11 protein-coding genes and 2 tRNA genes are annotated in these 14,690 nt (G+C 42.9%); all 13 read left to right on the top strand.

Annotated elements, in window-relative coordinates; genetic code table 11:
* Nucleotides 1-72: 72 nt before the first annotated feature.
* The 13 genes from GC093_RS21200 to GC093_RS21140 all read left to right on the top strand — a co-directional run bounded on the left by GC093_RS21200 (nucleotide 73) and on the right by GC093_RS21140 (nucleotide 14,690).
* Nucleotides 73-149, top strand: a tRNA-Pro gene (locus GC093_RS21200).
* Between the two features lie 7 nt (nucleotides 150-156).
* A tRNA-Gly gene (locus GC093_RS21195) sits at nucleotides 157-230 on the top strand.
* A gap of 306 nt (nucleotides 231-536) precedes the next feature.
* Nucleotides 537-3,329 (top strand): phosphoenolpyruvate carboxylase, encoded by a 2,793-nt coding sequence (ppc, locus tag GC093_RS21190; protein WP_171653908.1) that lies wholly within the window; start codon nucleotides 537-539, stop codon nucleotides 3,327-3,329.
* Nucleotides 3,330-3,450: 121 nt separating this feature from the next.
* Nucleotides 3,451-4,329, top strand: coding sequence for an EamA family transporter (locus GC093_RS21185; RefSeq protein WP_171653907.1), 879 nt, complete (start codon nucleotides 3,451-3,453; stop codon nucleotides 4,327-4,329).
* A 54-nt stretch (nucleotides 4,330-4,383) separates the two neighbouring features.
* Nucleotides 4,384-4,950 carry an RNA polymerase sigma factor SigW gene (gene sigW / locus GC093_RS21180; RefSeq protein ID WP_171653906.1) on the top strand — a complete coding sequence of 189 codons (567 nt, stop codon included), beginning with the start codon at nucleotides 4,384-4,386 and terminating at the stop codon, nucleotides 4,948-4,950.
* 75 nt (nucleotides 4,951-5,025) lie between these two features.
* Nucleotides 5,026-5,637, top strand: coding sequence for a zf-HC2 domain-containing protein (locus tag GC093_RS21175; protein WP_171653905.1), 612 nt, complete (start codon nucleotides 5,026-5,028; stop codon nucleotides 5,635-5,637).
* Between the two features lie 139 nt (nucleotides 5,638-5,776).
* Nucleotides 5,777-6,589: a diadenylate cyclase CdaA gene (gene cdaA / locus GC093_RS21170; RefSeq protein WP_171653904.1), complete on the top strand. Its 813-nt coding sequence runs from the start codon at nucleotides 5,777-5,779 to the stop codon at nucleotides 6,587-6,589.
* Entirely contained in the window at nucleotides 6,589-7,842 is a 1,254-nt protein-coding gene (locus GC093_RS21165; RefSeq protein ID WP_171653903.1) for a CdaR family protein, read from the top strand. Before cdaA ends, GC093_RS21165 begins: the two co-directional genes overlap by 1 nt.
* 74 nt (nucleotides 7,843-7,916) lie before the next feature.
* Entirely contained in the window at nucleotides 7,917-9,257 is a 1,341-nt protein-coding gene (gene glmM, locus GC093_RS21160) for a phosphoglucosamine mutase (RefSeq protein WP_171653902.1), read from the top strand.
* Between the two features lie 279 nt (nucleotides 9,258-9,536).
* Nucleotides 9,537-9,758: a hypothetical protein gene (locus GC093_RS21155; protein ID WP_171653901.1), complete on the top strand. Its 222-nt coding sequence runs from the start codon at nucleotides 9,537-9,539 to the stop codon at nucleotides 9,756-9,758.
* Nucleotides 9,734-11,563, top strand: coding sequence for a glutamine--fructose-6-phosphate transaminase (isomerizing) (gene glmS / locus GC093_RS21150; RefSeq protein WP_171653900.1), 1,830 nt, complete (start codon nucleotides 9,734-9,736; stop codon nucleotides 11,561-11,563). Before GC093_RS21155 ends, glmS begins: the two co-directional genes overlap by 25 nt.
* Before the next feature lie 1,140 nt (nucleotides 11,564-12,703).
* A complete protein-coding gene (locus GC093_RS21145; RefSeq protein WP_171653899.1) occupies nucleotides 12,704-13,699 on the top strand; it encodes a phosphotransferase enzyme family protein in 996 nt (331 codons plus the stop codon).
* Nucleotides 13,700-14,204: 505 nt separating this feature from the next.
* Nucleotides 14,205-14,690, top strand: a complete 486-nt coding sequence (locus GC093_RS21140; RefSeq protein ID WP_171653898.1) for a MerR family transcriptional regulator — start codon at nucleotides 14,205-14,207, stop codon at nucleotides 14,688-14,690.

The following is a 14,690-nucleotide window of genomic DNA, read 5'->3' as shown; positions in this document are numbered from 1 at the left end:
TCTTTAAAATGAGAAAAGATAAATCGTGTTTAATGCTTATGCAGTGAACTTTTAGTACACTTCATATACCATCGGGACGTAGCTCAGCTTGGTAGAGCACCTGGTTTGGGACCAGGGGGTCGCATGTTCAAATCGTGTCGTCCCGACCATTTTTATGCGGGTGTAGTTCAATGGTAGAACTCCAGCCTTCCAAGCTGGTAGCAGGGGTTCGATTCCCCTTACCCGCTCCATATTTAACAATCCAAGAGACCTAAGGGTCTTTTTTTTTGATATAGAGAGTATAAGTTTTAGACTTGAACTGCTCTAAATTGGGCAAATGCGTGCTCATACTTATGAATGGCGTAGTCAGTTATCTATGGTTGGTAAGCTTTGTACTTCTATGCTAGGTAGTGTAATCCTTATTAAGCAGCATTTACATAGAGCTTAGTAAAGCCGATAGCTTGGAAGACAATAATTTCATATAAAAATACTGCATGGCCATGCGTTGTTGTGATAAAATGTTCATTATGATCTTAGGTAAGGATGGAGGAAGAATGATGTCGGATTCAGTCAATTTGACTAACAAAAACACGTCGAACAACCTTTTGCGTAGAGACGTTCGTTTTTTGGGACATATTTTAGGAGAAGTGCTCGTACACCAAGGTGGTAATGAGCTGTTGGTCATCGTAGAGAAAATAAGAGAGATGAGCAAAAACCTTCGCGATCAATATGCGCCCGAGCTGTATGATGAATTTAAAGAAACAATCAACTCCCTGATTCCTGAGAAGAGGCATCAGGTTATTCGTGCGTTTTCAATTTATTTCCAACTCATTAATATTGCAGAGCAGAATCACAGAATTCGTCGTAAACGCGACTATGAACGTTCTGCAGGTGAAAATGTACAACCAGGGTCCATTGAGGATGTAGTACGTGATTTGAAAAATAAAGAAATTCCTACTTCCGAAGTACATAGCATTATCCAAGGAATTTCGTTAGAGCTTGTGATGACTGCACATCCAACAGAAGCAACTCGCCGCGCAGTGTTAGATATCCATCAACGGATTGCTAATGATGTTATGGAATTGGACAACCCTAATTTGACGTTTCGTGAGCGGGAACAGCTCCGTGATAAACTGTTGGGTGAAGTTATTACTCTATGGCAGACGGATGAGCTCAGAGATCGGAAACCGACAGTTATAGATGAAGTTCGTAATGGACTGTACTACTTTGATGAAACGTTGTTTGATGTGCTGCCTGAGGTGTATCAAGAGCTAGAGCGGTGTTTGCATAAGTATTATCCGGAAGAGGCTTGGCATGTTCCAGTATTTATGAAGTTTGGATCTTGGATTGGTGGAGATCGCGATGGAAATCCTTCGGTTACTTCCAAAGTAACTTGGGAAACGCTGACGCTTCACCGTGAATTGGCACTTCAGAAATATGAAGAGCTGCTGCGTGATTTCGTACAACACTTAAGCTTTAGCCAAAATATTGTTGAAGTAACGAGTGAATTATTGGATTCGATTCAATCTGACCGTGAGCATTTGGACTTGCGTACTCATGAAGTATGGCGTAATGAGAAAGAGCCATACCGGATTAAGGTTACCTATATGATTGAAAAAATATTGAACACCGCCAACCCAAACATTTCTTCGGATCGTAAGTACAATTCTCCCGAGGAGTTTATTGTTGATCTGAAAATTATTGAGCGCAGCTTGCGCAATCACTTCGCTGACTTTATTGCTGACTCCTATATTGCAAAATTAATCCGTCAGGTAGAGCTGTTTGGTTTTCATTTGGCCTCCTTGGACGTAAGACAGCACAGTCAAGAGCATGAAAATGCTATGACAGAGATTCTTGCCAAAATGAGCATTTGTGCAGACTACGCGTCATTGAGTGAGCAAGAGAAGATTGAATTGCTTACCAGCTTGCTGATAGAACCAAGACCTATTACTTCCTCCTATATGGACTACACAGATTCAACGTTAGAGTGCTTGAATGTATATCGCATCATTAAGAAAGCACAACAGGAATTTGGACGCAACTGTATTTATAGCTACTTGATTAGTATGACACGAGGTTCAAGTGACCTTCTTGAGGTACTTGTTTTTGCGAAGGAAGCAGGGTTGTACCGTATTGAGGCAGATGGATCCATAACATGTACTCTTCAAGCTGCTCCATTGTTCGAAACAATAGATGATTTGCATGCAGCACCTGATATTATGCGTACGCTATATCAGATTCCGGCATATCGCAATAGCCTAGTAAGCACAAACCATTTGCAAGAAATTATGTTAGGGTATTCCGATAGTAATAAAGACGGCGGCGTAATTACAGCCAACTGGGAGCTCAGAGTGGCGCTTCGCAGTATTACGGATGCTGCAAAAGAATACGGTGTGAAGCTTAAGTTTTTCCATGGTCGCGGCGGTGCGTTGGGCCGTGGCGGGATGCCGCTTAATCGCAGTATTTTGGCACAACCAGCGGATACGATTGGCGGAGGCATTAAAATCACCGAGCAGGGTGAAGTCTTATCTTCCCGCTATTCGATGAAAGGGATAGCTTACCGCAGCTTGGAGCAAGCTACCTCAGCGCTTATTACAGCTGCCCTTGGTGCACGTAATCCTCAGAGTGAAGCATCTGAGGAGCACTGGGAAGATATCATGCGCGATATCTCAGAGAAAGCACAAACGAAATATCAGGATCTGATCTTCCGTGATCCAGATTTCCTGACTTTCTTCAAGGAATCCACCCCGCTGCCTGAGATTGGCGAGCTTAATATTGGATCCAGACCATCTAAACGGAAAAATAGTGATCGCTTCGAAGACTTGCGCGCTATTCCTTGGGTATTCTCATGGACGCAAAGCCGTTATTTGCTCCCAGCATGGTACGCAGCTGGCAGTGGAATGTACAGCTTCTATCAAGGGGATGAGGCAAATCTGGCTGTACTGCAGGATATGTACAGCAACTGGTCATTTTTCCGTTCGTTAGTGGATAATTTGCAAATGGCTCTGGCCAAGGCAGATCTGCTTATTGCTAAAGAATACGGAAGTATGATTAAGGATCAAGCCATAGCGGAGCGTATTTTCACAGAAATCAGTGAGGAATACAATCGTACCTCCGATCTCATTCTGAAGATTAGCGGACAGCAGGAAATTTTGGACAATGTTCCTGTTATTCAAGAGTCGATCCGCCTTCGTAACCCTTATGTGGATCCGCTCAGTTACATGCAGGTACAGCTTCTCACAGAATTGAGAGCACATAGAGAGCACAGCGAAGAAGAGGATATCATCTTGCTGCGCGAGGTTCTTCTTACCATTAATGGAATTGCGGCAGGTCTTAGAAATACAGGTTGATATAAGGAAGTTGTTATCGAAAGAAAGTTTCGCTAAGAAGTCGGGTGGCCTGTTACCAGGCTGTCCGGCTTTTTTTGTTTAAGCTGTAGGGAATTGCTCTTGTGAGGAGGGGTGAAATAAAGTGGGGATTTCAAGATGGCTTGCAGTTCTTCTGGTTATAATAGGTGCGTCGAGCTATGGGCTCCTTTCACCGATGATTAAAACAGCTTATAACACCGGATGGCAAGAAATGCATATAACCTCAAGCCAGATGACAATGGGAGCGGTTATACTGTGGGTGCTTGTGCTTTTTCAACGAAAAGCTTGGAGCAATCCGTTCAAGGGTCCGTGGCTTCAGCTTTCATTGGTTGGTATATTGGGATTGTCGATGTGCACGTTGCTGTATAATTCAGCATTAGCCGATCTCGATGCAACTGTAGCGATAGTTCTTCTGTTTCAGTTTACTTGGATTACTATTATAATGGAGTCTATTGCTAACCGAGCCTGGCCGAGACGGAATCAATGGCTGGCTGTAGGAATAATTATGGTGGGTACGCTGTTTTCGGTTGAAATATTTCAAGCCGATTGGAGCCGCTTCACGGTGAAGGGATTATTGCTAGGCTTTGGTTCAGCTGTCGCTTATAGCTTCTTTTTGTTTATGGCTGGGCGTTTGAAGACCACTATGCATCCACTTATGAAATCTGCTGTTATGCTCACCTCGGCTTTGCCACTGCTGTATCTTATGTACCCTCCTTTATTTTTTCTTCAACCAAGTGGGGGCTCACTCATTGTATGGGGACTGTTGCTCGGAGCCTTGGGGCAAGCTATTCCAACTATAACCTTTACAATCGGTATACCACGAATCGGAAGCACATTGGCAGCCATGCTGGGGGCAATGGAATTACCGGTTGGGATTGTTGCCTCTTTATTCATTTTGGGGGAGACTGTACATGGAGGGCAATGGTTTGGTATGCTTCTAATATTGGCAGGAATTATCCTTGCAGAGAAAAAGCCATCTTAACGGCTACGATGCTGTAAAGTTGTAACGGGCGCGTATGTTTGGAGGGAATGTCGGTTGGATCATATAGATATCAGACTCGCAAAATTGGCTCGAAAAGGTGACAGGGCCGCTTTTGCAGAGTTGGTTGAATTGTATAAGGATAAAATCTTTCATCTTGCGTATCGGATGCTTCATAATCGTCATGAGGCAGAGGAGATTGTTCAAGAAACATTCCTTAGGGTATATACAAATTTAGAAAGATACGATGAGAATCAAAAGTTCTCGACCTGGATTTATAGAATTGGTACCAATCTATGTATTGACCGTTTGCGTAAACGAAAACCGAATTATTCTTTGGATGCTGAATTGAACGACGGAGAAGGTACCGATTGGTATTCCATGCTCCCGAGTCAAGACGATACACCAGATGATCAGGTCATTCTGTCAGAAACGCAAACGGAAATTCGCAAATCGATTGATACCCTTCCTGAGAAATATAAATCGGTTGTTATTCTGCGCTATTTACAGGACCTTTCGCTTCAGGAAATCAGTGAGGTGCTGTCCATGCCGGTTACAACGATAAAAACAAGACTGCATCGCGGCAGGGAATATTTACGTAAAAAGTTAGAGCATGTTTTGTAGTTAATTTTGAAACATATCTATTTCTAATACGTATGGTATAACAAGCTAAATTGGATTTAGAAAGGAGAGGCTAATATGGAATGTAAGGAAGCCCTCCCTCTGATACACGAGTATTTGGATGGCGGTTTACGAGGTGCAGAAGCCTTAAGCCTGAAAGAGCATTTGCTTACATGCCCAACTTGTCGCGAGCGCTTGACTCAGCTTGAAAAGGTCGAAGCGATGATACAAGCGTGGCCAAAACAGCAGGTATCTCCGGGATTAACTGAACGTGTAATGCAATCACTGCCGCCTGTTAGAAGCTCAAGTCCATGGTGGCGCTGGGTGCGGACGCATCCTGCTGCTTCTGTGGCAGCTGTGTTTGTCCTCGTGATGATGGGAAGCTTCATGTCGCTGTGGAATGAAGACTCGGAACTTCTAGTTAAGGGAACAGATCTTCAATCTGTAGTCATACAAGGGGATACAGTGCTGGTACCAGTGGGGAAAACAGTTGCGGGTAACTTGATGGTAGAGAACGGTAAATTACAGGTTGATGGGGATATTACGGGGAATATTGTGGTGATTGACGGCTCTGTGAATTTGGCGTCTACCGCTCATATATCAGGCCAGGTTACACAGATTGACGAAGCGTTCGGCTGGCTTTGGTTTAAAATGAACGATTGGGCAGCGAAAATATCGGAGATCAAATAGGCCATAGGTACCAATTTCAATAATCCTCCCTAAAAGCAATGCGAAAGGGAGGGTTTTTTGTTCATATTGTGTTATGATTTAATGTAATGAAGTAAAATAGAGAATATAGATAGCCGCGTATCGTTTGGGGGCAGATGCGATGGATTTCATACCAGCCATCAGTATAAAAGATATTATTGATATATTAATTGTAAGCTACGTAATTTATAAACTAATTTTGCTGGTTAGAGGAACACGGGCCATCCAATTGTTAAAAGGGATTTTTGTGGTGGTCGTGACCTGGGCGCTTAGTACTTGGTTTAAGCTTAACACGCTGCAATGGATGATGAATCAAATGTTCACATTTGGGGTTTTGGCTGTGATCATTATTTTTCAGCCTGAGCTGCGACGGGCATTGGAGCAATTAGGCCGGGGTACTTTATTTAGCCGCAGCGCTACTGAAGATGATCAAGAGATTAACCGTCGCGTCGGCGAGGTGCTCAAATCGGTCAATTATTTGGCGCGCCGCAAAATAGGGGCTTTGATTGTATTTGAACGGGAAACCGGATTAAATGATTACATAGAGTCCGGCATTTCTATAGAATCACATATCAGCTCGGAGCTATTAATCAATATTTTTATACCCAATACACCGCTCCATGATGGAGCAGTTCTGCTTCGGAACAACCAGCTTATGGCGGCCGGCTGTTATCTGCCGCTTTCAGAGAACCCTTTTATTAGTAAGGAATTAGGTACGCGCCACCGCGCGGCGATTGGAATGAGTGAAGTATCCGACGCGATTTGTGTTATTGTCTCTGAGGAGACGGGACAGGTATCCCTTGCAATGAATGGGCATGTAATTCGAGATATCAAAGAAGAAACCTTGCTTTCCAAGCTGTTCGAGGAATTAAAATCCAAGACCAAAGCGAAGGAAAAGAAAAACTCCATTTGGAAATGGAGGAAGAAGAAATAATGGATCAATGGCTGCGTAATACAAATGTAGTTAAGGTGCTGGCGCTAATTATTGGTATTCTGCTGTGGGCTGTCGTGCATATGGAGGATAGTACTCTGGCAGGGACAGGCAGCAACGGAGTTCGCGAGGAGCAGATCTCTAACGTCTCTGTAACACCGAAATATGACAGCAGTCAGTTTTATGTGGAAACGATTGAGCCTACACAAGTGATTGTAACTATAACAGGAAAAGATGCGGCACTCAAAAAAGCGATGAATGCGAGCAATTACTCCGTAGAGCTTGATTTAACGAATATTAGTAAGGGAGAGCATATCGTCCCTCTGACACCTGTTGGATTTCCAACGAATGTAACGGTCAAAATCAGCCCATCTAGTGCGAAGGTTATTATAGATGAGAAGTCTAACAAACAGATGCCGGTTACGGTTAATGTAACGGGGATTCCTGCAGTCGGCCTAAAGGCGGGTCAGCCTATTGTGAAGCCGAACAAGGTGACGGTGACCGTGCCGAGCGCCAATATAGATGCGGTTGAATCGATAAGAGCAGATGTGAATGTAGAGAAGGCCCAATCTCCGGTTACGAATAAAGCCCGTCTCATAGCTTACGATAAGAACGGTAAGGTTATGGAGATGGTGGCCATAAATCCAGCCGTCGTGGACGTTGAGGTTCCGATTACAAGTCCGTTTACAACGGTACCTTTGCAGCTTAAGCTGGTGGGCGAGCCGCCGCGGGGCTTCGGTGTTGCTTCATTTGTTCAGAATACAGATAAAGTAACGGTGTATGGGCCTCAGGATGTGCTCAACCGCTTGGAGTACTATGAGGGACCGAGTATTAATCTCGTCGATATGAAGGAAGAAAAGGAATATTCGTTCAATTTGGATATTCCGTTACGCAATAAGGTAACGCAGCTGGACCCAAGCAAGGTAGAGGTCAAAATCATTATTGTGCCTTCGGTAACGAAGACACTGGAACAAATTCCTTTGTCCATAGTCGGACAGAATGATGGCTTTGATACGAAAGTGGTGCTGCCAGAAGGGGGAAAGACAAGTCTAATTATTGAGGGAGCCCCTGCGTTAGTTGAAAAGGTAAAGGCTGCGGATGCTCAGGCAATACTTGATGTAAGCAATCTACCCCCGGGGCGCCATGAATTGTCTGTAAGCTGGAATTTGCCCACGTTTATAAAAAAAGCACCGCAGCAGGATTTGAAGGCTACTGTTGAAATTAGCGCTCGTCCGACTAACGCGGCGAAGCGGTAGTATAGTATACTTTAATATAGAGAGAGAATTTATAGAGTTTATAGAATAAGTAATTAAAAAAGGGAGACAAACATATGGGGAAATATTTCGGTACTGACGGAGTACGCGGTATAGCAAACAAAGAGCTTACTGCGGAATTAGCTTACAAGATTGGCCGCTGCGGCGGATATGTACTGGCTGGACAGGTAGAGAAGCCTACTGTGGTTATTGGCCGCGATACTAGGATTTCAGGAAGTATGCTTGAGGCTGCGCTGGTGGCAGGTCTGCTATCGATTGGTGCCAACGTAGTGCGCTTGGGAGTTGTTTCGACGCCAGGAGTTGCGTATTTAACACGGCTTATGAAGGCGGATGCCGGAGTTATGATATCTGCCTCGCATAACCCTGTAGAGGATAATGGAATCAAGTTTTTTGGAGGAGACGGCTTCAAGCTGTCGGATGATACAGAGCTGGAAATCGAAAGACTGATGGACGCTGAAACGGACGAACTGCCGCGGCCAACAGGTGGTGACCTTGGAACAGCTACGGATGACGATCAAGCTAAATTTAAATATTTAGAGTACGTTAAAGCTTCGGTAAAATCCTCTTTTAAAGGCTTCAAGATTGTGCTCGATTGCGCTCATGGGGCTGCCTACGAGCTAGCGCCAAAGGTGTTCGAGGAGCTGGGCGCCGAGGTGATTACAATAGGTGCTGAGCCGAATGGCCGCAACATTAATGACCAATGCGGTTCCACGCATCCAGATGCATTACAAAAGGCCGTACTGGAGCATAAGGCTGTGCTTGGCTTAGCTTTTGACGGTGACGCTGATCGACTGATTGCTATTGATGAAACCGGCGCCGAGGTAGACGGAGATTTTCTCTTGAGCATTTGCGGATATGCGATGAATCAGGCAGGCTTGCTGAAGCATAATACGATAGTAACTACAGTTATGAGTAATATTGGATTCTTCAAAGGTATTGAAGCGGTTGGACTGAAGGCGGCTCAAACAGCGGTTGGCGATCGCTATGTGATGGAGGAAATGCGCAAGGGCGGCTACAATCTCGGAGGAGAACAGTCAGGGCATGTGATTTTCTTGGATTACAATACAACCGGAGACGGTATTCTTACAGGACTTCAGCTGATGGATACGTTGGTGCAATCGGGTAAATCCTTAAGCGAATTGAAGCAAATTATGCGTAAATACCCGCAAAAGCTGGTCAATGTGCGCGTAGCGGATAAAAGCAAATGGAAAGATAACCCTACTATTGAGAATGCAATCCGTAAGGTGGAGCAAGAGCTCGGAGATAACGGCCGCGTGCTAGTTAGACCGTCAGGTACCGAATCATTGATTCGCGTTATGGCTGAAGGTCCCGATAGAGCTCAAGTAGAAGCGTATGTGCAGGATATAGCGGACATCATCGAGAGAGAACTGTCCTAGTAGGGTGTACTTAAAGATATCGGGCCATCGATTGTTATAAGGAAATTGGCAATTATTCTTTATTCTAGAATCCCCCTGATGCTTATCATTGGGGGATTTTTCATGAAAATTGATTATGAAAACAGTTTGAAAATTGTTGTTGCACTTGGTTATGAAAATGAATAAGATGTTAGTATGCTTTTTTTATTTTGAAAATGGAAAGGTGGATAGGAGTTGCAATCATAACAGCGCCAGAGCTTGTGGGGGTGTCGGCTAGGATTACCGGTTCTTTTTGAAAGAATGGTATGTAGTCCTTGCACGGACAGCCGCTCGCAAGTTGACGAGGTGAAGGTGTTCGAAACATTCGGCGGGGACCTTCCGGTAGACGATGCTACCGTTAAGTTGGAAAGCAAACCATCTGGGCGACCGGATGCACAAGAGTCCAACATGATCGAACGGTTATTTGGCTTTTCTAAATTCAGGAGGTTCTATCCCTTATGTGCGGTATCGTTGGATATGTAGGTAAACGTAATTCTCAAAATATATTAATTGAAGGCTTGAAAAAGCTTGAATATCGTGGTTATGACTCTGCTGGATTAGCTGTTTTTACAGAAGAAGGCTTGCAAATCAAAAAAGCTAAAGGCAGACTAGTCAATTTGGAAAACAAATTAGACGTAGAGCCTTTGAACGGATTCATTGGAATTGGACACACACGTTGGGCAACTCACGGTAAACCATCGGATGTTAACTCGCATCCTCATACGGACAATTCCCAAAAGTTTTCAGTCGTACACAACGGAATCATCGAAAACTATGTAGCTTTGAAGGAAGAATTAACAGCATTGGGGCATGTATTTGTTTCTGAAACCGATACAGAGGTTATCTCTCACCTGATTGCTAGCTTGTATGAGGGAGATATCGTTAAGGCTGTACAAAAGGCTGTAACTCGTATGCATGGCGCATTTGCGCTGGGTGTATTGACGGAGTATGAGCCTGATAAGCTCGTTGCAGTTCGTTACTCGAGTCCATTAATTATTGGCGTTGGAGAAGGAGAGAATTTTATTGGCTCCGATATTCCAGCTATTTTGGAGTATACACGAAATGTGTATATACTGAATGACGGTGAGATGGCAGTTTTGACGAAAGACGGTGTCGAATTGATGACGCTGGAGGGCAATTTTATTTCCCGGGAATTATTTTATGTCGATTGGGATATTATTACCGCAGAAAAAGCCGGATTCGATCACTTTATGCTAAAGGAAATTTACGAGCAGCCAAAGGCTTACCGTGATACCATGGGCAGTCGGATCGATGAATCCGGAACTAAGGTTGTATTAAATGAAGTTAAGATGACAGCAGAGCAGGTCAAATCGATTCAGCAGGTCCACATTATTGCTTGCGGTACAGCTTATCATGCAGGTCTGGTTGGCAAAAGCATTATTGAGAAGCTTGCGCGTATTCCAGTAGAGACGGATGTAGCTTCGGAGTATCGTTACCGTTCACCAATCATCACACCTAACACACTGGTTATCGTTGTCAGCCAATCTGGTGAAACAGCAGATACATTAGCTGCCCTTCGGGAAGCTAAACGCTGCGGAGCACGTGTTGTTGCTATCACTAATGTTGTCGGCAGCTCAGTTGCGCGTGAAGCGGACGATGTTATCGTAACTTGGGCAGGACCAGAAATCGCTGTTGCTTCTACTAAAGCATATACGTCTCAACTGATTGCATTTTACTTGTTTGGCTTATATTTGGCGCAAACGTTAGGCTCTCAGGAAGCCGAATATATCGCGAGCGTAGTGTCTGAGCTGAAGGAGCTACCGGCTAAGGTGGAACAAATCCTGGAGCAAGGCGAAGCATTCAAGGATTGGGCGGAGCAAGTAGCCTCGCATAACAACCTGTTCTTTATTGGTCGGGGATTGGATTATGCTGTAGCTTTGGAAGGCTCCTTGAAACTAAAGGAAATTTCTTACATTCATTCTGAGGCTTACCCAGCCGGTGAATTGAAGCACGGTACATTGGCTCTGATCGAGGAAGGCGTTCCAGTAATTGCCTTGGCTATACAGGATGATCTGTTTGAGAAAACTGTGAGCAATATCAAGGAAGTGAAGGCTCGCGGCGCTTACGTCTTCGGCTTGCATGCCGAGGGTGAAACGGAATTGGTGAAGGCAGTTGATCAAGTATTCTCGATTCCGCATACGCTGCCGCTGCTTAGCCCAGCCTTGTCAGTTGTACCTCTTCAGTTGCTTGCTTACTACGCATCGCTTGCACGTGGCAATGACGTTGATAAACCGCGTAATTTGGCGAAGAGTGTTACCGTGGAGTAAGGTTGTTTGTGTCTTCTTAAAATAAATAATAATGTTTGTATTTGAGGAATTGATGAATTACAACAAAGTGTTGTTTCAAAAGCAAGTGTCATAGTTCTTTTATTAATTTAGTCCCGATCAATATTTAATTGATCGGGACTTTCTAAATAGAACAAAGTGAAATGCATGGGACTTAACACAGATAAATTTTTACTCTCTTTTCAAGTCCCGTACTAAGAGGTCGGGGCATGCATTTTTAGGGGGAGAGAAAATTATGAAAATGATTGGTGCAGCTATTAAAAAATTAAGAAGGCTTAATAACTTAAACCAAGTGGAGTTTTTAGTCGTATTGGTATTTCTCAAGGAACTTAAGTGAGATTGAGCAAGGAAATTGTAATCCTTCTTTAGAAACAATATTAATCAATAAAGTCACAATTTAACTGTAGCATTGATGAACTGATTTTTGATGAAAGTGACTTGGTTAAGGTGTGGCCTTCTTCATTAATTTCAGAACAAGAAGTAACCTCACTCTCTAATAATAAATTATTAGATGAGTTAGACCGAAAAGAAGTCGATGAAATTATAGAAATTAAAATCATGACAGCTAAATTGAGAAATGAGAGATTGGTGTACATACATTAATTTCGCGATTTGTTCAAGGACTGTGAATGATATCCAAACAAATGAATTTAGGCCCCTACAGAAAGAATATCTGTTAGGGGCCTAAATTCATTTATCTACTTGCTAAAAATCTTCTCAAGCACCTAAACGTACTAACAACAGGGTGAATATTTTGTTGTCCAATGACACAATGTGCCTACATAACATATCGAAGAAAAGCTTTGAGGAATCAGGCTTTTTATTTTTATGTAGGGGGATTTGTGTCATTTGAAAATGCACAAAACTCCCTACATTGTAGCTAAGACATTAAGCTAAAGGGCAGGTTAGTTCAAAAGTAGGTGTACATCCACCAATATATGGTAATTTTGTTGTTGTAAAGGAATCGGATTGCTATCATAAAATGGAGTGAATGTGGTTGGACAAATTGCCTAAAACGAGAAACGTGAGAGTAGAGGTGGATATGGTCCATCGTTTTTCAGTTTTAGATGGTTTGATCTAACAAACGGGAGGATAGTTTACTATGCTAAGGAGTGACATTCCATGGATTATACGAAGTGTTTTAAGGAAGTTATACTGAAATATTCTTTTATCGACCCTATTGTGGAATTTATTCGTCATAATGAAAACATTACTTACAAGGTAACAGAAAAGGGATCTGAAGATACTTACTTGTTGCGAATGCATAAACCAATAACAAAAAACATGCAGGGTGTACAAAACATGCGTGAGGCGATTCAATCGGAACTAGAATATTTGTTAGCTTGGTCGTCTCATTCCGAATTACCTGTTCAAATCCCTGTTCCGAATCTAAGCGGTGAACTAGTAACAAGCGTTGTCATTGAATGCGAAGAAGTGTATTGTTCCGTCTTGAAATGGATTTTCGGGGAAACCATGTCCAAGAGAGATTTCACCAGTGAGGAAATGGTTAGTACCTTGGGGAAGCATATTGCATATTTACATCAGTTTTCGCAGAGTTTTAAATATGGTTCAAGTTTTATAAGACCCGAATATGAGATAGCGTGGGTAAATAACATGTTGACCAAATTGCGATCAGGCGAAAAAATGGGTATTATCGCCACCGAAGAATTTCAAATTCTTGAAAATGCATTTTCGCTGGTAACCGATCGTATGAAAGGGTTGAGCAAAAGTTTCGAGACATGGGGATTCATCCATGCTGACATTCACTATAGCAACTTAATCCGCACATCAAGGGGAATTTCATTCATTGACTTTGGATTATCGGGGTTTGGATATTACGCAAGTGATGTCGCTATGGGTGCCCTATTTACTAAATATGAATTACGGGATGATCTGCTTTCCGGCTACACTAATATTATTTCCGGAAAAATAGACATCGCACAGTTAGAGGACTTGATGTTTTTGAATATAAGCGAATACTACGCATTTCTGGTAAGTAGAAAAGAAAAGCATATGTGGATACGTGAACATATACCATGTCAGATTGAACTTTGTAAATCTTTGCTAAAAGGCAAAACGGTTTCTTATAATATCAATCAAGTGGGCTTAACAAACTAGAGAAGCCCATAATTACAGAAAACAAAGTACGCAGCCGATCGGCACCCTCTCTCCCTTATAACACTATCGAAGGCGTTGTGCTAACGGGCAAGTTAAGTGATCAGAACTGTAACAAGTTACAACGAAATGAGTTGATTCTGATGTCGAATTTGTTGTTCGAGGTAAGCAAGGTTGTTTTATACTCATCACATTAGACGATGTATTTGGGTTTCCGAATATGACCAGCCAATGGTTCAATAAAGAATCACTAATTAATATTCCATAACAATGGGGCTATATGTTACATCCCACATCGGGGAAAGCATTAAACTAAAGGGTTGGTGAGCGCATTGTATTGTTTCACATATTTAATTATTGGGCCCTTCGGCACTAGGTCCCTAAAGAACTATATCCCTTTTTCATGCAAATATTTAAAAATTTTCATTTTGCACTTGAAACTTACGTAACGTAATGAATTATGATGTGGATACCGGTAAAACCTCGCGCGAAAAAAAAGGGGATGATCATGAAACGGGAGTGGAAAGTTGGAGAACTTGCAAAATTAGTAGGATTAACGGTTCGGACATTGCGATACTACGACCAGATCGGTTTGTTGCCATCCGGTCATACTCACTCCAGGCACAGGATCTATACCGAATCCGATATTGCACGCCTGCAACTAATTCTGTCAATGAAGGAGCTTGGCTTGTCGCTGGATCAGATCAAATCAGTAGTTGTCGGCGATCATTTCAGCCTGTCAGATATCGTCTCCCTTCAGATTGCTCGTCTAAAAGAAAATATAAGCGTTCAACAGAAGATTTTACAGGAATTAGAGCGTTTAACAAGCATTATGCAGAGTAAAGAATCCTTGACAATTCTAGATTATACCAAAATATTGGGCGCCATAAGGATGAATCATGAGAAATATTTCGCCGAACGGAAAGCGATCTGGGATTCACACCTCGACCGGCTTGGTGATTATCTTGAAGAGCATCCGGATGAGCCGACCTAA

It is taken from the genome of Paenibacillus foliorum (genome assembly GCF_013141765.1).
GTDB lineage: Bacteria > Bacillota > Bacilli > Paenibacillales > NBRC-103111 > Paenibacillus_S > Paenibacillus_S foliorum.
Note: the sequence above shows the minus strand (reverse complement) of the source record. Positions and strands in the feature narration are given on the sequence as shown.